Below are 20,324 nucleotides of genomic sequence, written 5' to 3'. Positions count from 1 at the left end.
TAATTCATGAATTACCCCTACTTCCATTCTGTTTTGCGTAAGTCCTGATTTTATCAAAATCATCAAATTTGATTAAAAAAGCCTTTATTCTCATGACTTGAACTATTCTTTATCCTGAATACTTACAGATTTTTAACTTAGCATTGCTGAAATAAAGTTTCTAAATAAATACGTGCAGCGCCGCGATCAGTATCTCCATTTTGGAGTAAAAATAGTGATAATGCTGCTGTCAATACTCGGTTTTGATCCCAATCAGGATGAGTTTCTAAGTAGTTGTTTAGGGAATCATGGAGTGTTTCCGGAATTTCTGTAAAGAGACCTACTGTTGCGTTCATTAAATATTTTCCTTGTATAAAGTCTATTAAGAGATTTTGCTTGCAGTGCAAGTTGTATCCAATTCTTCACCGTATCGATCATCTGTACTAATCGTTTCTGGTAACTTTACAAAGTTGATACTAACCAGTGGAACAAACTAAAAATGCAAGCCGAATCATTGTGCGCTAAGAGGGGGTAGGTTTGTCAATGCTGCGAAATGTTAAAAAGTAGCAGGGAGAAAATTACTATTGACGAAATAATAAGCTTTTAAGCCTAGTTTTTGTTACAAAACTCAATAGAATCTCAGTTACTGATTTTTTTTGTGTTGATAGGACAAAATCCCCAGTAACTTAGCAAGAGTCGATCATTTCGTCAAACATCTGTGGAAAACTGATCAAGACCTTGTGGAAAAGCTGTGGAATGAAGGAGGAGAATAGCAGTTAATGATAAGAATTACAAAAAGATTAAGTTTTAATTAAGAATAAGAGTTACTAATTCTTAATTCCCGTCGCAGCGATACCCCGAATAAACTGCCTTTGTCCGAACAGAAACAACACCATGACTGGTACGGTAGAAATTGTCACTGCTGCCATCATCAACGGCCAATTATTGGTAAACTGTTCTTGAAATTCTGCCAGTGCTAATTGCACCGTTCTTAATTCCGGTCTTGTTGTAAAGACCAAGGGCTTAAATAAATCGTTCCATTCTCCAATAAAAGTGAATAAAAACAGCGTTACTAAAGCCGGGCGTGCTAAAGGTAACATGATGCGCCACAAAATTTGCAGTCGGTTCGCGCCATCAATGGCTGCGGCTTCTTCCAATTCTACGGGAATTGTCTGGAAATATTGACGTAACAGAAAAATGCCAAAGCCGTTTACCGCACTTGGTAAAATCAAAGCCCAGTATGTATTGATCATGTGTCCCCACTTCAACACCAAAAAGATGGGAATTACCAATAACTGAAAGGGAATTACCAAAGTTGCCAGTACCACCAACAATAGTGCTTGTCTGCCCCTAAATTTCAGCCTTGCGAGGGCGTAACCTGCCAAAGCAGATGTGATAATTTGAAAAGCCGTAACTGCGATCGCTACCAAGGTAGAATTAGCAAATGCTAGTAAAAACTTGCCTCGTTCCCAAGCTTCGCGGTAATTAGCTAAAGTCCAGTTATTTTTTCCCAAAACTCCTGGAGTTGTACCCGCAGGTGAAAAGGAGGTGAGAAAGACCGCAATCAAAGGCAGTAAAACGATAAATGCTCCTAGTACCAACACTACCAGGCTCAATAAATTCGTATTTTTCAGATTCCAGTTTGGCTTGGACATCGGTTATGCCTCTAGAACAGTCATTTTTTAGTATTAGAGCATCACCTCTGGTAAAAACTCATCTAATTACCATAATTTCTTGTTAAGTTAAATTAAACCACAGTGATTATCATCCTTAATTCCTGGGGTAAGTTAGATTTTAGTATCAAATAATTCAGGGTTACGGAGTAAACATACCATGCAGCAGCTTGTTGAGCAAATTGAAAAAATTGATTTCCAAAGTGAAGAATACAAAGACGCATATAGCCGTATTAATGCAATTGTGATTGAAGGGGAACAAGAAGCCCATGATAATTACATTCAACTGGCGGAACTGCTACCAGAGAGTAAAGCAGACCTAATTCGGTTATCGAAGATGGAAAGCCGCCACAAAAAAGGATTTGAAGCTTGTGGACGCAATTTGCAGGTCACACCAGACATGAAATTTGCCAAAGAGTTTTTCTCAGGACTGCACAAAAATTTTCAAACTGCGGCCGCAGAAGGTAAAGTTGTTACTTGCTTGCTGATTCAAGCTTTAATTATCGAATGTTTTGCGATCGCTGCATACAACATCTACATTCCCGTCGCTGATGATTTTGCCCGCAAAATTACAGAAGGTGTGGTTAAAGAAGAATACAGTCATCTCAATTTTGGCGAAGTTTGGCTTCAAAAAAACTTTGCAGAATCAAAAGCTGAATTAGAAAAAGCTAACCGCCAAAATCTTCCCCTAGTCTGGAAAATGCTCAACCAAGTAGCAGATGATGCCCACGTTTTGGCAATGGAAAAAGAAGCTTTAGTAGAAGATTTCATGATTCAATACGGTGAAGCATTAAGCAATATTGGCTTCACAACTCGTGATATTATGCGTCTCTCAGCTTACGGACTCATACCCGTCTAAAGATCCCCATAGGGGTGACTAATTTGTTACCCCTGATGAAAAAATTAAGGTGTTTAGACAATTTTGGATTTTGCGGAAAGTTGCGTGGGCGGGCTATGCCGACTTGAGCAAACTTTCCAAGACGGATTTTGGATTGACCCCACAGATAAATCTGGTGGATTTTACCATCAAAAAATCATTGGTCATCTATCTTCACCAATCCACATTTCAACAGAGGGGTGTAATTACAAATTACGAATTATTTGGACACTTTGTATAGTATTTTTAAGAGTTAGGTATTATCTCTTACCCACAAATTCCACGCTTTTGACAGCACTCGCCTAATATATCAATACATGTTTGGTCTAATTGGACATCTGACTAGCTTAGAACACGCTCAATCCGTAGCTCAAGAATTGGGATACCCAGAATATGCCGATCAAGGGCTAGACTTTTGGTGTAGCGCCCCGCCGCAAATTGTCGATCACATCACCGTTACCAGCATTACGGGACAAAAAATTGAAGGTCGGTATGTAGAGTCTTGCTTTTTGCCGGAAATGCTGGCAAATCGCCGCATTAAAGCGGCAACGCGCAAAATTCTCAACGCCATGGCTCATGCTCAAAAGCATGGCATTGATATCACGGCTTTAGGTGGGTTTTCTTCCATTATTTTTGAGAACTTCAATTTAGAGCAGTTTAGCCAAGTCCGAAACGTTAAATTAGAATTTGAACGCTTCACAACAGGAAATACCCATACAGCCTACATCATCTGTCGACAGGTGGAAGAAGCTTCTAAGCAATTAGGAATAGAATTGTCAAAAGCAACTGTGGCTGTGTGTGGGGCTACAGGGGATATTGGCAGTGCAGTCACCCGCTGGTTAGATAAAAAAACAGATGTTCAAGAATTACTCCTCATAGCCCGTAACCAAGAACGTCTTCAAGAACTACAAGCAGAACTGGGGCGGGGTAAAATCATGGGTCTACAGGAAGCATTACCCCAAGCCGATATTGTAGTTTGGGTTGCGAGTATGCCTAAAGGTGTAGAAATTGACCCCACCGTATTGAAGCAACCTTGTTTGCTGATTGATGGTGGCTATCCTAAAAACTTAGGAACAAAAATTCAGCATCCTGGCGTGTATGTGTTAAACGGTGGAATTGTCGAGCATTCCCTAGATATTGACTGGAAAATTATGAAAATTGTCAATATGGATGTCCCAGCACGCCAGTTGTTTGCTTGTTTTGCGGAATCAATGCTGCTGGAATTTGAGAAGTTATACACAAACTTTTCTTGGGGTCGCAATCAGATTACCGTAGATAAAATGGAGCAAATTGGTCGGGTGTCAATTAAACACGGTTTTAGACCATTGTTAGTTTAGGGACTGGGAATTGGGGACTGGGGACTGGGCATTGGGCATTGGGCATTGGGCATTGGGCATTGCTATAAATCTTTTTCCCCTGTCCCTACTCCCTGCCTCCTGTCACCTGTCACCTGTCACCTGTCACCTGTCACCTATCACCTGTCACTTAATTTCTAACTATGGCAATTACTGAACGCAAACCACTACTGTTGGATTTTGAAAAGCCGTTAGCAGAACTGGCTACCCGGATTGACCAAATTCGGCAACTTGCAGAAGAAAATGGCGTTGATGTTTCTGGTCAAATTCGCCAACTCGAAACCAGGGCTATGCAATTGCGTGAAGAAATTTTTAGCAGTCTCACCCCATCTCAAAGACTGCAAGTAGCTAGACATCCTCGTCGTCCTAGCACTCTAGATTATATTCAGGCAATCAGTGATGAATGGATGGAGTTACATGGCGATCGCTGTGGAGGTGATGATCCAGCTTTAGTTGGTGGTGTTGGTCGTCTGGGTGGACAACCTGTGGTGATGTTAGGACATCAAAAAGGCCGGGATACTAAAGATAACGTCGCCCGAAATTTTGGCATGGCGGCACCTGGTGGTTATCGTAAAGCCTTGCGGTTAATGGAACACGCCAACAAGTTTGGTATGCCCATTGTCACATTTATCGACACTCCTGGAGCTTGGGCAGGGATAGAAGCCGAACATCAAGGACAAGGAGAAGCGATCGCTTACAACCTCCGGCAAATGTTCTGCTTTGATGTGCCAATCCTTTGTACAGTCATTGGTGAAGGTGGTTCTGGTGGAGCTTTGGGTATTGGCGTAGGCGATCGCTTATTGATGTTTGAACACTCAGTTTACACCGTTGCTACCCCAGAAGCCTGTGCCGCTATTTTATGGAAAGATGCCAGCAAAGCCCCTCAAGCCGCTGTCGCCTTAAAAATTATCTCCCACGACCTGAAAAACCTGGGAATTATCGACCAAATATTATCTGAACCCATCGGTGGCGCTCATTCTGACCCCTTGAGTGCAGCTACAACTCTCAAGCAAGCCTTGTTGGATAACTTGGATGAACTCAATCGCTTAACTGCGAGCGAACGTCGCCAACTCCGCTATGAGAAATTCCGCAAAATTGGTGTCTTTACCGAACTCGCTCACTAAAAATAATAGCTACAATCCCATAGCACTACAGCAGTGCTATAATTGCCTAGGGCTGCTTAAAGATTTTTAACAATCTTATCAGCTATAGGCATTTGTGTTTGTGTGTTCAGCAAATGAACCCCATTTGATGGGTGAGTTTGCTTAGTATTCAATAATCGGCTTTGAGTTTACAACCTGATTTCCCAGAAAGATATTTGTTGTCCTGACGGGGAAAACTAGCTGTAGGCTACATACCCATAATGGCAAGGCATTATAGCACCTGTCATAAAAAACAATCGGATTTTTAGATTTATTTAATTTATGGGAGGCTGGTGTCTCACAGCACTGCCAGAAAATGGGGAGATACCATGAGTTTTGAGCAGAAACGACGCGCTCTGATTACCGGAGCCAGCAGCGGAATTGGGAAAGCAACGGCTTTAGCCTTTGCAAAGGCCGGAATAGATGTCGCCTTGGTCAGCCGTTCTGAGGATAAATTGGCCGCAGTCGCACAAACAGCTATAGAAATCGGAGTGGAAGCAAAAGCCTTCACTATGGATTTAGCTAGTATTTCTCAAGTAAAAACCAAAATCCAAGCGATCGCTCATGAGTTCGGCGATATAGATATTCTCGTCAACAATGCTGGCATGGGATACACCGCCAATTTGAGCGATACCCCCCTAGAAGACTGGCAGCAGGTGATTAACTTAAATCTCACTAGCGCTTTTCAGTGCATGATGGGCATTTTGCCAGAAATGCGGCAACGGGGTACAGGCACAATTATCAATGTCGCTTCCATTGCTGCCAAACAAGCCTTTGCTGGTTGGGGAGCCTACTGTGTTAGCAAAGCTGGCTTACTAGCCCTTTCTCAAACTCTAGCTCAAGAAGAACGAGTCCACGGCATTCGTGTCACTGCGATTTGTCCAGGTTCGGTCAATACTGAAATTTGGGACACAGCAACAGTTAATGCTGACTTTGACCGTACAAAAATGTTAACCCCAGAAATTGTAGCTCAGACAATTCTCCACACTGTCTTACTCCCACAGCAAGCAGTTATTGAAGAATTGACACTCATGTCTAATGCGGGCGTTCTCTAAGTTAGTAATTGAGATAGTGATTTTTTTTCATGACCAATTACCAATTACCAATTACCGTTAGGCTGACGCTCACGGCTGAAGCCAATTATCAATTACCAATTACCATAATTCAATCATGACTATCGCTAGTTCCAACGGTTCCAATAGCTCGACATCTCCTTTGATTCCTGACTTAGAAGAAGCCATTAATCCCAGACCTGACCGTAATACTCATGATGGGCGGCAACCGGATTTGCATCCGCCTACAGAGGAACATATGGATAAAATGATGGATGCAGTGCGAGCAATACTGGTAGGCGTTGGTGAAGATCCAGAACGGGAAGGACTCCTGAAAACACCCAAACGCGTAGCTGAGGCGATGCAATTTCTCACTAGTGGCTACAATCAATCCTTAGAAAAGCTCGTAAATGGTGCCATCTTTGACGAAGGTCATGACGAGATGGTGCTAGTTAGAGATATTAATTTCTTTAGCCTGTGTGAACATCATATGCTGCCCTTTATGGGTAGAGCGCACGTTGCTTATATCCCCAATCAAAAAGTTGTGGGTTTGAGCAAACTAGCCAGAATTGTAGAAATGTATTCACGTCGCTTGCAAGTACAGGAAAGACTAACCAGACAAATCGCTGAAGCAATTCAGACTATTCTTGAACCTAAAGGCGTTGCCGTTGTCATGGAAGCCTCTCATATGTGCATGGTTATGAGAGGTGTACAAAAACCTGGTGCTTGGACAGTCACTAGTTCTATGGTTGGTATATTCCAAGACGAGCAAAAAACCCGCGAAGAATTCTTTAACTTAATTCGTCACCAAGCATCATTCTTTTAGGGATTAGGTATTGCTAGGACTATCGCTCATCCTCAAAATACATTAGGGGGTGAGTGATTTTGCTGCTTTGGTAATATAGAAATCCGGTTTGATATCTGATAGCTTGCGTGGTGTACCCATGACTTATAAGAGAGGCTTTTGTCTGATAGCTTGCGTGGCGTAGCCATATCAGGATGTCCAGGATTAAAGGATTTACAGGATGGGAGAGAAATTAAAAATCCGCGTTTATCTGCGTTTATCTGCGTTTAGTTATATAAATTGTGATGATTTTGATAAAATCTCACTTCTCTCTATTCTTCATTTCATAAGCATTCTGACTCCTGACTCCTGACTCCTGAATTCTTACTTAAATTGTCTCTGGGTCAATATTTAATTCTCTCAATTTTGCTGCTAAACGTGCTGCTTTTTGATCTGCTACTTTTCTTGCTTCTGCTTCCTGTTCTGCTCTTTTAGCTTCCTGTTCTGCGCTTTCTTCCGGTGTAGGAACTAAAATTCCTTCCCGTGTAAAATACCGCAATAAACCATTATAAACACCCAAATATAAACCTAGCTGTTGACTCCAAAGATGTCCTTTTTTATTTAATTCAATTGGCTGATATTTTCCATCTAATAAATGAAAGCCTGCAAATTCTAAAGTATAAGGATCAAACCAAAAATAATCTGGAGTTCGGAATGTATTTTGATAAAGTTGTTTTTTAAATTCTCTATCTGTCTTAGCTGTACTTGGGGAGAGAATTTCTACAATCATATTGGGATATTTACCATCCTCATTCCACACTACCCAACTTTTCCGGGTTTTGCGTTCAGTTTCTAAAACTACAAAGAAATCTGGACCACGAGAATCTTCTGATTTTTTCTGGTTAGGACTATAGTAAATGCTCATGTTTCCAGTAGCATAGAAATCATTTCTATCTTTCCATAACCATTCTAAACATTTGAATAATAAAATTATTTGTCTGAGATGCAGTTCTGTATCTACGGGAGGTTCATTACTATATAAATCACCAGGGGGAAAAATTATATCTGGGAAGATGTTTTCTTGAGTTTCTAGTTCTTGTGCAATGATCATAAATTTGATATAGCATCAAGTTGTAATTTTTTGATTATATCATTCATTTACAGCAGAATTCAGGAGTCAGGAGTCAGGATTCAGGAGTAAAACTGGCTTGGTGTCTAGGTTTAAATTTTGATTCTGTACCTTATTGATCTGAAATCTGCTGTATCAGCTTTTAGTAAGCTAATTACTGATAGCTGAATACTTACACAGATTTTAACCTTGCAAACAACAATGCTACTTTATCCAAATCTTTATTACCTGGTGAATGTTCAACACCGCTTGATAAATCAATACCATTGGGTTTTACCTGACTTAATGCGTCCATAATATTATCTGGTGTTAGTCCTCCAGCTAAAAACCAAGGGCAAGTGGGGCTGAATTCTTGTAACATCTGCCAATTTAAGGTTTGACCTGTACCCCCTAACTGTTGAGGATGATAGGCATCAAGTAGTAAAGTATCTACATACTCAATATAGTTATGTGTTGTTTCTAGTTGTTCCAAACTGCGAACTCTGAAAGCTTTAATTATTTCTACTTGGGGTAAAGATTGACGCAATTTGTGGCAAAATTCTGGTGATTCATCTCCGTGTAGCTGCACACAAGTTAAATTAGATGCAATTACTATTTGCGTGATTTCGGAAATATTGCTATTGGCGAAGACACCTATTCTATCAATTTTGTCAGGTATTTTGGCTACTGCTGCCTGAATTTGCTCTATGGTAACGTAGCGTGGTGAGGTAGGTACACAAATAAATCCTAGTGCTGTTGCACCGAGCGAAGCGATCGCTATAGACTGCTCTGGTTGAGTGATGCCGCAAATTTTTACCCGCATTCAAAGAAAGAGAAATTAAAAATAATCACAAAAGTAACCTAAATTAGGCAAAAAAGTTTTGCTTTGTCCTACGGAATTTTATAATCTTGTAGGTTTACATTCATTTTTTCATTGTAGGAGAATACAACTTGATATCATCTATCTTACTAGCAGCCGCTGCATCAGTTCCTGCCACACCTGTGTGGAGTCCTACAGTAGGTATCATTATTAGCGCCAGCAGTCTAGTAGTACTTTTACTCAGTTTGGCAAGTAAAGCTCCTAAAGTTGGGCCACAAATGCCTTTACTGCCCATTACTGTTCCAGCTTTTATTGGCGCAATGGCTTTTGGTCATGTGATTGGGATTGGCATTGTTTTAGGACTGACTAACATTGGTCGTTTATAAATTCTGGTTGAGATTCTCTTGTCATCAAGGGTAAAAATTGGGCGGTAGGTAAGAATCAAATCCCCTACCGCTTTTTTATACTAAACAGGGACGTATTACCATACGCCCCTATTATTTTGAAAGTTCAATATTTCTAATTAAATTGTCTATTCTAGAAAATAGAGTAGCTCGCACCTGGGATAGCAAGCTGGTAAGAATTCAGGATTCAGGATTCAGGATTCAGGATTCAGGATTCAGGATTCAGGATTCAGGAGAAAGAAGGATATTTTTCTCTTCTGTTCCCTGAATCCTTAGCAAGCTGTGGAAGTGTATTGCAATACGCCCTGACCCTACATAAAATTTTGTCCATAATTAATTTTAGGAAAAAGAGAATGCAGACAAATTGGAAAATTGGCTCTTTATTTGGTATTCCTCTATTTTTAGACCCGTTCTGGTTTGTGATTTTGGGTTTAGCAACCCTGAATTTTGGAGTAGCTTACCAACAATGGGGGACTATCACAGGTTGGAGTGCTGGATTAGTTATGGCGCTATTGCTGTTTGCTTCTGTTCTATTGCATGAGTTGGGGCATAGTTTGGTAGCACAATCGCAAGGGATTAAAGTTAATTCAATTACTTTGTTTTTCTTTGGTGGGATTGCAGCGATAGAGGAGGAATCAAAAACACCTGGTAAAGCGTTTCAAGTAGCGATCGCAGGGCCTGCGGTGAGTATAGTTCTATTTTTATTACTGCGTCTAGGTTCTAATTTCATTCCTGATACCACAGCGTTGAATGTCATGGTGGGAGATTTAGCGAGAATTAACTTGGTTGTCGCTTTATTTAACTTGATTCCTGGTTTACCTCTAGATGGGGGACAGGTACTCAAATCAGCACTATGGAAAATCACAGGCGATCGCTTTCAAGCCGTACATTGGGCAGCAAAAGCTGGGCAGATTTTAGGTTATAGTGCGATCGCACTTGGATTTGCGATCGATTTCCTGACCAGGGAATTATTAACAGGTTTGTGGATTGTGCTATTAGGTTGGTTTGCGATTCGCAATGCTAACAGCTATGACCGTGCAACTACATTACAAGAAACCCTACTCAAACTAGTAGCGGCTGATGCTATGACCCGTGATTTTCGGGTAGTTGATGCCAACCAAACAATACGAGAGTTTGCTGATTTATACCTTTTAGAAACATCTTCTTCTCAGGTTTACTTTGCTGCTGCTGATGGACGTTACCGGGGTATGGTGACACTCGAAGATTTGCGGACAACCGAAAGAAGTCAATGGGAAACTCAAACTTTGGCAAGTATTGTCCATCCTCTCACATCCATACCCACCGTTACCGAGTTCACTTCCTTAGCCGCAGTCATTAACAAGCTAGAAAATGAACAATTAACTCGAATTACCGTACTCTCTCCTGCTGGTGCTGTAGCCGGTATCATCGACCGAGGAGATACGGTCAACTGTTTAGCACAAAAGTTAAATTTGCGAATCACCGAAGCTGAAATCAAGCGTATTAAAGAAGAAAGTAGCTTTCCACCAGGTTTACAACTGGGGGGGATAGCTAAGTCATTAGAAGGCATCAAGGATGAAGATCGTCAAATTCAATCTGTTACTTGACGCAAAACCATTCCTGTTTTCACAACTCCCACACTAGTTGCTTCTCCAACTAAACCCTTCCGGTTGAGTAGCGTTACCTTTCCTGTGCCATTCACCACCTTAAACTCCGTTCCTTGATCAAGTGCAGCTAAATTTGCACCACCCAACCACAAACTAACCCGATGATCGGCAACTGCTGTGATGACAGCATTACCAGTTGGGGCAGGATTATTAACAAAAAACAGCGGTTGTGATTTGTAATTACTACCGGGTTTGATTTCATAACCAGGAGTTTGATTGAAGTTCTTAGGAATTTGGGGCAGGATAGAAGCGATCGCACTATCAACAGTACTATCCTGCTGCCAAAGATATTGGGTTAATAAATAAGTAAAAATACCTGAGCGAAAACCATTAATATTCACTTCTCGTGCAAATTGTTGAGGATTAGTAGCTGCTAAAACCATACCTTTAGCCACCCCTGCACGATAACCCTTCACAAATGCCTCAGGCGACATCTTCAACCGTGACAACCACTTTTCCTGGTAATTTTTTTCATCAGCAGAAACCAACACATTTTTGCCACCAGCACGGGATCTCACTCGTCCGTCTCGTGTTGCACCTCCAGAAAAGCAACTATCTAACACCGCAGTCACGTTTTCTGTTGACAATGCAGACATCAATAAATATAAGGTATGTCCCATAATATCTTTAACTGTCCCCCCACTCTGAGGATATCCAGCAGGTAGAGAACTATCCACAGGCACAAAAGTACCATTAAGACCTTCTTGGTTTTTTGGATTTACCGCAATGGGTTTAGGGTCAAAAATGCGTGAACCATGTCCCGAATAGTGATAAACAACCACATCTCCAGGCTTGGCTTGCTTAATTAAATGTTCTTCAAACGCTTCTAATATACCTTGGCGATTCGCTTTTTCGTCCGACAAAATATAAATGTCTTGAGGATTAAAACCAAAGCGATGGGTGAGGAGATGGCTTTGTAACTCCAGATCGTTAAGACACCCTTCTAAAGGTTGGGATGAATATTTGTTGATACCAACAAGTAAAGCAAGTTTGCGCGGAGTACTTTGAGCGAGGACTTTGCCGTAGCTTTGCGCCTCTTCTAGAAATGATAGCTGGTTTAATCCCAGAGTAGCTAAGGCTGAACCAGCGAAGTATAAGAAATGGCGACGAGAAATAAAAGACATAAGTAGCTAGAATAGGTGTTCTGGGGACTTTGAGGACAGTGGGGAGGATGAAGAGGAGAGTATTTATCTTGCTTCTGCCTTCTGTCACCCATTAGCAATTAATCAACCTGACATTGTAAAAGGTACGAATAGCAACTTCTTTAGAGACGAAAAAGTTTGCAAATGTTTCCCTATTTGTAAATTTGCAGAATTTTTTGATCAAGCTGCGGAAATACTAGCGTTAATACGTTAGTCTGTTGAAAAACAGCAGCAACAGATTTTTTTATAACTCTATGACTACCAAAACTCACCCTATCAATCCGCAGAATTGGTTGCAGAGTGTTAGCATCATTAACCGTGCCAATAAAATTTTAATGGGAATAGTTGCGGCTGTCCCTATAGCTTTAGCCTTACCTGCACAGGCTTTAGAAGTACAGATCATCCCTAACAAACCACGACTGGGAGATACCTTATCGGTAATAATTGACTTAGAGAGTCAAGACAAGCCCAGTATTCCTACAGTAACAGTGGGAGAGAAAACATATCCAGCCTTTGAAATTTCTCCAAATAAATACCGTTCTTTTATTCCTACCACGCCACTGGAAAAATCTGGAGTTAGAACGGTCACAATAGCGGGAGAAGGTCAGCGACAAAGGAACTTAGCCGTGTACGTAGGCGATCGCAAATTCCCCATCCAACGCATCACCTTACCCCCTGGAAAAGCTGGAGTCCAAGCCACAGAACTGGAACTCAACCGTGTTGCCGCTTTCAAAGCCCTGCAAACACCTGAAAAATACTGGAATGGTGTTTTTCTAACACCAAATAAAGGCAGGATGACGACAATCTATGGTGTACGTCGCTACTATAATGGTAAATTTGCAAATGATTACTACCATCGTGGCTTAGACTACGCTGGTGCAGCCGGTTCCGCCGTAATTGCCCCAGCAGCTGGACGGGTTGCTTTAGTAGGTAGAGTATCCGAAGGTTTCCGAGTTCATGGTAACATAGTTGGCATTGACCACGGTCAAGGAGTAACCAGCATTTTTATGCACCTAAGTCGCATTAATGTCAAAGAAGGTGATTTAGTAAAAGCTGGACAACTTATTGGTGGTGTAGGTTCAACAGGTGCTTCTACAGGGCCTCACTTACACTGGGGTTTATACGTTAATGGACAATCCATTGATCCACAATCCTGGAAAACTAAGGTGGTTGACTAGATAATTCGTAATTCATAATTCATAATTCGTAATTAAAATCATAATTATGAATTATGAAGACCGCTTAAATTTAATCGTGATAATTGATAATTATGAGTATTGAAAAAATTGTAGAACAAGCTCTCCTCGACGGTTATCTAACACCAGCAATGGAAGCCGAAGTCGGGCGAATTTGTGACAACGCCTCAGATCTTTCAATTGAAGAGTACATGGCGCTGGATCGACTCATGGGGTCATTGTTGACTGGTGAGGTAGTAGCAGTCCCTCGCAAACAATTTATTAACGTCATGGAAGAATTGGTACTGACTGAGGTGATCGCTAAAGTAGCAGAAATTGAAGCCAGTTGTGAAAGTTCTCTGGATGTGGGGGATATCACAGCTTACGCCCTCAACCGTCTTCCACCCCTGTATGCGACGACAGAAGAAGGCGCAAAGTACCAACGTAAACGCGCTAAGACAGAACTTTATGAATTTATTTCTCAACAAGTAGGGGAAGCAATAGATCGTTACTTAGATCAACCAAATTTCTTCCCAGAACGTCAAGCCCTGAGCAAAAGCACTGGAAATGAAGTTTTGCATCAAGTCAGCACCTTACTTCAAGTTTACGCGCCTAATTTTGAGCAAAAATAACATCATTGGGCATTGGTCATTAGTTCTTGCAGAAAAAACTAATGACTTTGCTCTGTATACTGTTTCAGTTACGCACCAATACTGGTGTGCCTATACTTACTTGGCTATATAACATTTTGACATCAGAATTACGCATTCTTAAGCAACCATGAGACACTGCTGCTCCCACTAAGTCGGTGTTAGGAGTGCCATGAAAGCCAATTTCGTTGCGTCCATCTGACCAAAAACCAATCCATCTGTCCCCCAAAGGACTATCAGTACCTGGTTCAAATACTTTGCCAGTTATGGGATGCCGCCAAATTGGATGGTGTTCCATGTGCATGACTTGAAAATCACCCGTCGGCGTTTCCCAGCCTTTTTTACCTACAGCAATAGGGTAACTAGCTATTACTTGATCATAGCGATAAACATAGACACGGCGATCGCTTAAATTAACTACCACTTGTGTCTGACTAGATCCTAGTCCTTGGACAGATTTAGCTTGAGCCACACCCGGAAAGAAAAAACCTTTGGGACGATTATTTGTCTTCTGATTTTCTTCTTTTCTGGGAACTACCAACTTTGTCTGTTTTGGTGTCACCGCAGTATTAGCTACATCTTTATCTTTGTTTCCTTGTCCCAATATAGCCTTCGGCTTTGCAGGGGCTACAGATTCAGCTAAAGCAGGTTCCCCAATGCCAATGCCTTCAGAGCGATTTTGATTAGAGTCGGTGCGGGGGGTAGAATTTGGCCTTAATGTAGTGGATGCAGACTGATTTAACTGTCCTGTCGTTTTCATAATGCGCCAATGGACAGCCAAAGATAAAATTGCTGTGCCAAAACAGAGGAACATCACCATCCGCGCTACAGATTCATTTCTTGCCATTGCCATCGCTTATTGTTTATCCCTGACATACCTGGCTGACCGAAAAATTTTAGATTTTGGATTTTGGATTTTAGATTTGGGATTGGGAATTGCCAATACTTCCATCATTTGTAAATACTGACTTTTGTCAAGCCCTAGTGGTCATTTGTAAATCTGAACACAATTTTCCCTATTATGGCTAATTCTCAAAAGAATTTGAAACCAGCCTTTTTTCTTCTGCTAGAGACTCTCCTTAGTGCAGAGTGACAGAAATAACTACTCAGTTCTAAAAGCCTCAAAAGCTGATGAAACAAGAAATCTGTCTCTTTGCCTCCTGCCAGACTGTTTGCCTCCATAAATAATAAGGTTGGCTTCTACAAGAAAGGGTATCTTTTCTTATATTTCCGTGTTCCGGTCATAAATCCGTCACCTACCTCAGGAACTTCTGACAAATGATCAAGTCTAATAGAAGGGGATGAATTAACGCCAGTACGATCTATGAGTCAATCGATTACTGTATCCTGGTCAACTGTTGATGCAACTTATTCGGAAGCATCGGTGCAAGTTGACAAACTCTCAAATCACGATCTCATTTTGCGCTGTCAAGCAGGATTGCGTCCAGAGCGTGCTGCCTTTGCAGAACTGTTACGACGCTATCAGACTCAGGTCGATAGGGTGTTATACCATCTAGCTCCTGATTGGTCTGACAGAGCCGATTTAGCCCAAGAAGTTTGGATTCGTGTATATCGGAATATTAACCGATTACAAGAACCTGCCAAATTTCGAGGCTGGTTAAGCCGGATTGCCACCAACTTGTTTTATGACGAGTTGCGTAAACGTAAGCGATTTGTTAGTCCCCTATCACTAGATGCTCCCCGCTCGGTAGAAGACGGTGAGATGGATTGGGAAATTGCTGGCGACACTCCCGGCCCTGAGGAAGAACTGACAACTAGAGAATTTTACGAACAACTGCGAGAAGCGATCGCTGATTTGCCAGAGGTGTTCCGTACTACTATTGTCTTAAGAGAAATTGAAGGGATGGCATATGAAGAAATTGCCGAAATCACCGGAGTTTCCTTAGGAACTGTCAAGTCGAGAATAGCTAGAGCTAGATCCAGATTGCAAACCCAGCTGCAAGTTTATCTAGATAACTAAAATTACAAGATCTTTCCTCAGTTCAAAGACAGAATTTAAGAAATATTAAGAATCTCGGAAAAATACACATTTCTTCCGTCATTTAGGAGCAAAATTGCTTAAATTTCCAGATTTATTCGCTGTGTTTTCCCGTGTATGAATTGGTAAAAACGTTAAAATGAATACTGATTCTCAATTTTACGACCGTTCCCACTCACAACTTCCTCCGGATGTCTCAGATGGAATGGCTAATTCTACCAATGAATCAACGGGTGCTATGGATAGACAGAAGCGAGATAGCCTACGGCACAGCGAAGCTGACCGCTTCGAGTTATTGAGTGCTTACCTTGATGGCGAAGTCACAGCAGTTGAACGTAGGCAAGTAGAAGAATGGCTGGCCAATGATAACTCAGTCAAATGCTTGTATCAGAGACTATTAAAACTGAGGCAAGGCTTAAAGACCATACCACTGCCAGAAGAACAAAATTCAGCAGAGGAAACATTCCAGCAAGTCTGGAAACGCTTACGCTGCCGTTCTCAGTTAATTTGGATGATAGGTAGTGCAGCCGCAGCTGCTTGTGTGATGGGGACTATCTCTGGCTTAATTCCAGGTAGTGGATCAAAAATGCAATTGGCACAACAGCAAATACAACCAATAGCTGCAACCACACAGCCAGCAGTTCCTACTTCACCGCTGATGGTAGCCTTAAACAACCCAGTCATTGAAATTCCCAAAACAGCAATAGCTTCCCCAAAAAAGCCAAGTAATCAGTCCCAGACTCCGGTAAAAGACACAGAGTTAGACATCAACTAATCTAGTTACCCTGAGCGTTAACTACTCCAACAGTCATCTAGTTGGAGAAATTTTTTTATCCATCAAGTATACCCAAGCCCACCTGAGTTCGGAGTTCGGAGTTCGGAGATTGGTGTTTTTCCTTGACTTTTTTCGTGATAGTTACCAAAATTCTGATAATAATATCAATTTCTTGCCTAAGAAATTTGACCTTTTCTGGCTGAATAGCTTCTGATTCAACTAAAACAATCAGCCCATATTCCGTTTCGCGGGCTTCTTTACTTCTACCTCCGAACTCCTACCTCCTACCTCCGACCTCAGATAAGCCCAATTATTTTTCAAGTTCCCGTAGTTACCGAAATATCAATTAACCAGCGCACTGTTTGCGGGAAAATAATCACAATTAACAAGACAATAAACTGTAAAACCATAAAAGGAATAGCACTTTTATGAATATCAAAGGTAGTCACTTCTTTAGGGGAAACACTTTGTAAATAAAACAAAGAAAAGCCCACAGGTGGAGAAATAAAAGCCGTTTGTAAATTAATTGCCATTACCACCCCAAACCAAACCATATCAATATTTAAAGCCTGGGCTGCTGGCACAAATAAAGGCATAGCAATAAAGCAAATTTCAATAAATTCAAGGAAAACACCCAGAGCAAAAATTGCCAAATTGCTAATAATTAAAAATGCCCAATATCCTCCTGGTAAACCAGTTAATAAATTAGTAATGAGAGTTTTGCCACCTAAAGCATCAAACACCAAACTAAACATAGAAGAACAAAATAAAATCATCACCACTAAAGCCGTAATAACTGCTGTAGAATGAGCAGCATCACGAATTAATTGTGGTGTGAGACGTTTATTAAAAGCTGCCAGAACAGAAGCCCCAACTGCACCAACTGCACCTGCTTCTGTGGGAGTAGCCACACCAAAGAAAATACTCCCTAATACTGCAAAAATTAACAGAATAGGAGGAACAACAGCTTTAAAAACTTTCTTAATTAATTGACTACCTTGAGGAATTTCGACATCGGCAGGTATAGGTGGAACTTTTTCCGGTTGAAAAAAAGCTAGTCCTAAAATATATAGCATATAAGAACTAGATAACATTAATCCGGGAATTAATGCCCCTAAAAATAAATCTCCGACAGAAACACCAATTTGATCGCTAAGAATTACTAAGACTAAACTGGGAGGAATTAACTGGGCTAAAGTACCGGAAGCAACTATTACCCCCGCAGCTAACTGTTTATCATAGCCATAACGGATCATTACAGGTAACGATAACATTCCCATGACAATTACTGTGGCGGCAACGACTCCGGTTGTGGCAGCTAAAACAGTTCCCACTAAGACAACTGCTAATGCTAATCCTCCCCGGACACGACTTAAAACAATACCAATAGTTTCTAATAACTCCTCAGCTAATCCTGATTTTTCTAAAACTGCACCCAGAAAGACAAAAAATGGAATAGCGAGTAAAGTAAAATTAGACATTGTGCCAAACCAACTATTAGGTAATAGTAGGAGACGCGCAGGATTAAAAGCCCCTACTGCTGTACCAATTAGTCCAAAAATAATGGCTGTACCTGCAAAGGAAAAAGCGACAGGATAGCCACTCATGAGAATAAAGAAAAAGCCGACAAACATTAAAATTGCTAACCATTCAAAACCCATAATTTACCCTATTCACAATTTATATTTTCTGAAGTTTCTAAGCGAACTTTGTCAGCTACTTCTTGATAGCCTAATAATACAGCTAGATATTTAATTGCTTGAGAAATACTCTGTAAAAGCAGAAATAATAACGCTAAGGGAACCATAGTTTTTATCGGTGCGCGAGGTAAACCATTAGCATCAGAAGATATTTCCCAAGTTCCCCAACTACCATCACTTAACCTTCCCCAAGATTGTAAAACAGGATTTATTGTCACCCAAATGCCAATTATACAAAAGGGAATTAAAAATAAAACTGTTCCTAAAAAATCAACTAAGGCGCGTTTTTTCTCACTCATATTAGTATAGAGAAAATCAACTCGCACATTTTCTCCATGACGTAAAATATAAGAAAAGCCTAGTAAGAAAGTTAGAGAAAATAAATACCATTGCAGTTCTAATAAAGCATTAGAAGATAGTTGCATACCAATAAAACGCCCTAAATAACGGGCTACAACATTAAAAAAACCAACTCCAATGGTGAGTAAAACTAACCAATCAGATAACCATCCTAATTTATCAGCACAATTGTCAATCAACTGCGAAAATTTTAACAGTCTACTGATTAAAGCAAACCTTTTTGACTCACGCATATAATATATAAATTCAAGGAAAGAATTGAGAAAATGAAACCGAGAATTCAGCATAAATAATACTTGTAAAGTCGAGATGAATCAACTTTTAAAATACTTGCTTCTTGATATTCCTGAAATAAGCAAATATTCTGACTCATGAATTCTCGCCATTAAAGCACCTTATTTTACCTGAATTGTTGCCTAATAATGGTATTGTGAGAAAATATTATGGTTAGTAAATAGTATTAATTTTTATGAAACGCCGAGCTATTGTTAACAGATTATCTCAAAGTGCGATCGCAGCTACAGGAGTGGCAATAGTCGGTGGCTGTCAAAAAGCCCAAACTCAAGGCGCAAACGCACAAGCAGACACCAGCAACTTACCCACCATTAAATGGCAAATGGCTACAAGTTGGCCATTATCCTTAGAAACTATTTTTGGCGGAGCGCAGGTTTTAGCAGAGCGTGTTAAAGCCCTGACCAACGGTAAATTTATCATCGAACCCCGTGCAGCGGGAGAAATAGCCCCCGGTTTAGAAGTTCTCAATGTAGTTTCTCAAGGTGCAGTGCAAGCAGGACATACTGCCGCTTATTACTATATTGGTAAAAGTCCCGCCCTCGCTTTTGGTACATCAGTACCTTTTGGACTCAATGGCCAACAACAAAATGCTTGGTTATACGAAGGGGGAGGTTTAGCCAAACTACAGGAAATTTACGCACGCAAATTTAATGTAATTCAATTTCCTGCGGGAAATACTGGCACACAAATGGGTGGATGGTTTCGCAAAGAAGTCAAAACACTTAATGACCTCAAAGGCTTAAAAATGCGAATTCCCGGTTTAGGGGGTCAAGTTATGGCCAAACTAGGCGTAACAGTACAGACACTCCCAGGGGGGGACATCTTCCAGGCTTTACAAACAGGCGCTATTGATGCGGCTGAGTGGGTGGGACCTTATGATGATGAAAAATTAGGCTTAAATAAAGTCGCCAAATTTTACTATTATCCTGGTTGGTGGGAACCAGGCCCCACTCTAGAAGTACAAATTAATTTAGACGAATGGAAAAAGCTACCACCTCAATATCAAGCGGCTTTAGAAACCGCTGCATATCAGTCGAATACGACAATGTTAGCTCGTTATGATGCCCGTAATAGTGAGGCATTAGAGAAACTATTAAAAGCTGGTACTCAAGTTCGTCCTTATAGTCAGGAAATTTTAGAAGCAGCGGAAAAAGCTTCTTTTGCTTTATACGATGAGTTTGCTGCTAAAGACGCTGATTTTAAAGCTGTTTATGAACAGTGGAAACCCTTTAGAGATCGGATGTATGCGTGGAATAATCTCAATGAGGGTAGTTTTAGCCGTTATGCTTACGGGAAACTGAAAGCAGGGAATTAAGAATTAAGCACTAGCGAATAGAATTCGCGGCTATACAAACCAAGCCCGCCTACGTGGACTAAGGTCAAATCAAG

21 protein-coding genes are annotated in these 20,324 nt (G+C 40.9%); 12 read left to right on the top strand and 9 right to left on the bottom strand.

Annotated elements, in window-relative coordinates; genetic code table 11:
- Positions 1 to 137: 137 nt before the first annotated feature.
- Positions 138 to 335, bottom strand: coding sequence for a DUF2811 domain-containing protein (locus tag AC012T_RS18450; protein ID WP_487060190.1), 198 nt, complete (start codon positions 333 to 335; stop codon positions 138 to 140).
- A 471-nt stretch (positions 336 to 806) separates the two neighbouring features.
- Positions 807 to 1,634, bottom strand: a complete 828-nt coding sequence (locus tag AC012T_RS18445; RefSeq protein WP_487060189.1) for a carbohydrate ABC transporter permease — start codon at positions 1,632 to 1,634, stop codon at positions 807 to 809.
- A 178-nt stretch (positions 1,635 to 1,812) separates the two neighbouring features.
- On the opposite strand from AC012T_RS18445, the gene AC012T_RS18440 reads away from it, so the two are divergent.
- From AC012T_RS18440 to folE, 5 genes are all read left to right on the top strand, one after another.
- Positions 1,813 to 2,511 (top strand): aldehyde oxygenase (deformylating), encoded by a 699-nt coding sequence (locus AC012T_RS18440; RefSeq protein WP_487060188.1) that lies wholly within the window; start codon positions 1,813 to 1,815, stop codon positions 2,509 to 2,511.
- A 335-nt stretch (positions 2,512 to 2,846) separates the two neighbouring features.
- Positions 2,847 to 3,866 (top strand): long-chain acyl-[acyl-carrier-protein] reductase, encoded by a 1,020-nt coding sequence (locus tag AC012T_RS18435; RefSeq protein WP_015215419.1) that lies wholly within the window; start codon positions 2,847 to 2,849, stop codon positions 3,864 to 3,866.
- Between the two features lie 161 nt (positions 3,867 to 4,027).
- Entirely contained in the window at positions 4,028 to 5,008 is a 981-nt protein-coding gene (locus tag AC012T_RS18430) for an acetyl-CoA carboxylase carboxyltransferase subunit alpha (RefSeq protein WP_487060187.1), read from the top strand.
- A 347-nt stretch (positions 5,009 to 5,355) separates the two neighbouring features.
- Positions 5,356 to 6,081, top strand: coding sequence for an SDR family oxidoreductase (locus AC012T_RS18425; protein ID WP_487060186.1), 726 nt, complete (start codon positions 5,356 to 5,358; stop codon positions 6,079 to 6,081).
- A gap of 115 nt (positions 6,082 to 6,196) precedes the next feature.
- Positions 6,197 to 6,904, top strand: a complete 708-nt coding sequence (folE, locus tag AC012T_RS18420) for a GTP cyclohydrolase I FolE (protein WP_487060185.1) — start codon at positions 6,197 to 6,199, stop codon at positions 6,902 to 6,904.
- 346 nt (positions 6,905 to 7,250) lie between these two features.
- On the opposite strand, the gene AC012T_RS18415 is transcribed toward folE, so the two are convergent.
- Both AC012T_RS18415 and AC012T_RS18410 read right to left on the bottom strand, forming a co-directional pair.
- Positions 7,251 to 7,973: a Uma2 family endonuclease gene (locus tag AC012T_RS18415; RefSeq protein ID WP_487060184.1), complete on the bottom strand. Its 723-nt coding sequence runs from the start codon at positions 7,971 to 7,973 to the stop codon at positions 7,251 to 7,253.
- A gap of 190 nt (positions 7,974 to 8,163) precedes the next feature.
- Complete coding sequence (locus AC012T_RS18410; RefSeq protein WP_487060183.1) at positions 8,164 to 8,793, bottom strand: phosphoribosylanthranilate isomerase; 630 nt, start codon at positions 8,791 to 8,793, stop codon at positions 8,164 to 8,166.
- A 128-nt stretch (positions 8,794 to 8,921) separates the two neighbouring features.
- On the opposite strand from AC012T_RS18410, the gene psaK reads away from it, so the two are divergent.
- Both psaK and AC012T_RS18400 read left to right on the top strand, forming a co-directional pair.
- Positions 8,922 to 9,176, top strand: a complete 255-nt coding sequence (gene psaK, locus AC012T_RS18405; protein ID WP_323313193.1) for a photosystem I reaction center subunit PsaK — start codon at positions 8,922 to 8,924, stop codon at positions 9,174 to 9,176.
- Between the two features lie 371 nt (positions 9,177 to 9,547).
- A complete protein-coding gene (locus AC012T_RS18400; protein ID WP_487060182.1) occupies positions 9,548 to 10,780 on the top strand; it encodes a site-2 protease family protein in 1,233 nt (410 codons plus the stop codon).
- Here AC012T_RS18400 and AC012T_RS18395 read toward each other — a convergent pair.
- Positions 10,765 to 11,964: a caspase family protein gene (locus AC012T_RS18395; RefSeq protein ID WP_487060181.1), complete on the bottom strand. Its 1,200-nt coding sequence runs from the start codon at positions 11,962 to 11,964 to the stop codon at positions 10,765 to 10,767. The two genes, AC012T_RS18400 and AC012T_RS18395, sit on opposite strands and share 16 nt — an antisense overlap.
- 272 nt (positions 11,965 to 12,236) lie before the next feature.
- On the opposite strand from AC012T_RS18395, the gene AC012T_RS18390 reads away from it, so the two are divergent.
- Complete coding sequence (locus AC012T_RS18390; protein WP_487060180.1) at positions 12,237 to 13,160, top strand: M23 family metallopeptidase; 924 nt, start codon at positions 12,237 to 12,239, stop codon at positions 13,158 to 13,160.
- Between the two features lie 92 nt (positions 13,161 to 13,252).
- Positions 13,253 to 13,789, top strand: coding sequence for a late competence development ComFB family protein (locus AC012T_RS18385; RefSeq protein WP_015215431.1), 537 nt, complete (start codon positions 13,253 to 13,255; stop codon positions 13,787 to 13,789).
- A 64-nt stretch (positions 13,790 to 13,853) separates the two neighbouring features.
- On the opposite strand, the gene AC012T_RS18380 is transcribed toward AC012T_RS18385, so the two are convergent.
- A complete protein-coding gene (locus tag AC012T_RS18380) occupies positions 13,854 to 14,660 on the bottom strand; it encodes a L,D-transpeptidase (RefSeq protein WP_487060179.1) in 807 nt (268 codons plus the stop codon).
- 471 nt (positions 14,661 to 15,131) lie between these two features.
- Here AC012T_RS18380 and AC012T_RS18375 point away from each other — a divergent pair, with 471 nt between their 5' ends.
- Both AC012T_RS18375 and AC012T_RS18370 read left to right on the top strand, forming a co-directional pair.
- Positions 15,132 to 15,788, top strand: a complete 657-nt coding sequence (locus tag AC012T_RS18375; protein WP_487060178.1) for a sigma-70 family RNA polymerase sigma factor — start codon at positions 15,132 to 15,134, stop codon at positions 15,786 to 15,788.
- Between the two features lie 157 nt (positions 15,789 to 15,945).
- Positions 15,946 to 16,581 carry an anti-sigma factor family protein gene (locus AC012T_RS18370; RefSeq protein ID WP_487060177.1) on the top strand — a complete coding sequence of 212 codons (636 nt, stop codon included), beginning with the start codon at positions 15,946 to 15,948 and terminating at the stop codon, positions 16,579 to 16,581.
- A 55-nt stretch (positions 16,582 to 16,636) separates the two neighbouring features.
- On the opposite strand, the gene AC012T_RS18365 is transcribed toward AC012T_RS18370, so the two are convergent.
- From AC012T_RS18365 to AC012T_RS18355, 3 genes are all read right to left on the bottom strand, one after another.
- Positions 16,637 to 16,786 (bottom strand): hypothetical protein, encoded by a 150-nt coding sequence (locus AC012T_RS18365; protein WP_487066656.1) that lies wholly within the window; start codon positions 16,784 to 16,786, stop codon positions 16,637 to 16,639.
- 112 nt (positions 16,787 to 16,898) lie between these two features.
- Positions 16,899 to 18,242, bottom strand: coding sequence for a TRAP transporter large permease (locus tag AC012T_RS18360; RefSeq protein WP_487060176.1), 1,344 nt, complete (start codon positions 18,240 to 18,242; stop codon positions 16,899 to 16,901).
- 8 nt (positions 18,243 to 18,250) lie between these two features.
- Positions 18,251 to 18,874, bottom strand: a complete 624-nt coding sequence (locus AC012T_RS18355) for a TRAP transporter small permease subunit (RefSeq protein ID WP_487060175.1) — start codon at positions 18,872 to 18,874, stop codon at positions 18,251 to 18,253.
- Positions 18,875 to 19,110: 236 nt separating this feature from the next.
- On the opposite strand from AC012T_RS18355, the gene AC012T_RS18350 reads away from it, so the two are divergent.
- Positions 19,111 to 20,250: a TRAP transporter substrate-binding protein gene (locus tag AC012T_RS18350; protein WP_487060174.1), complete on the top strand. Its 1,140-nt coding sequence runs from the start codon at positions 19,111 to 19,113 to the stop codon at positions 20,248 to 20,250.
- Positions 20,251 to 20,324: the final 74 nt, after the last annotated feature.

This window comes from Anabaena sp. EIM26 (assembly GCF_057568715.1).
This window is presented reverse-complemented; position numbering and strand designations above follow the sequence as displayed.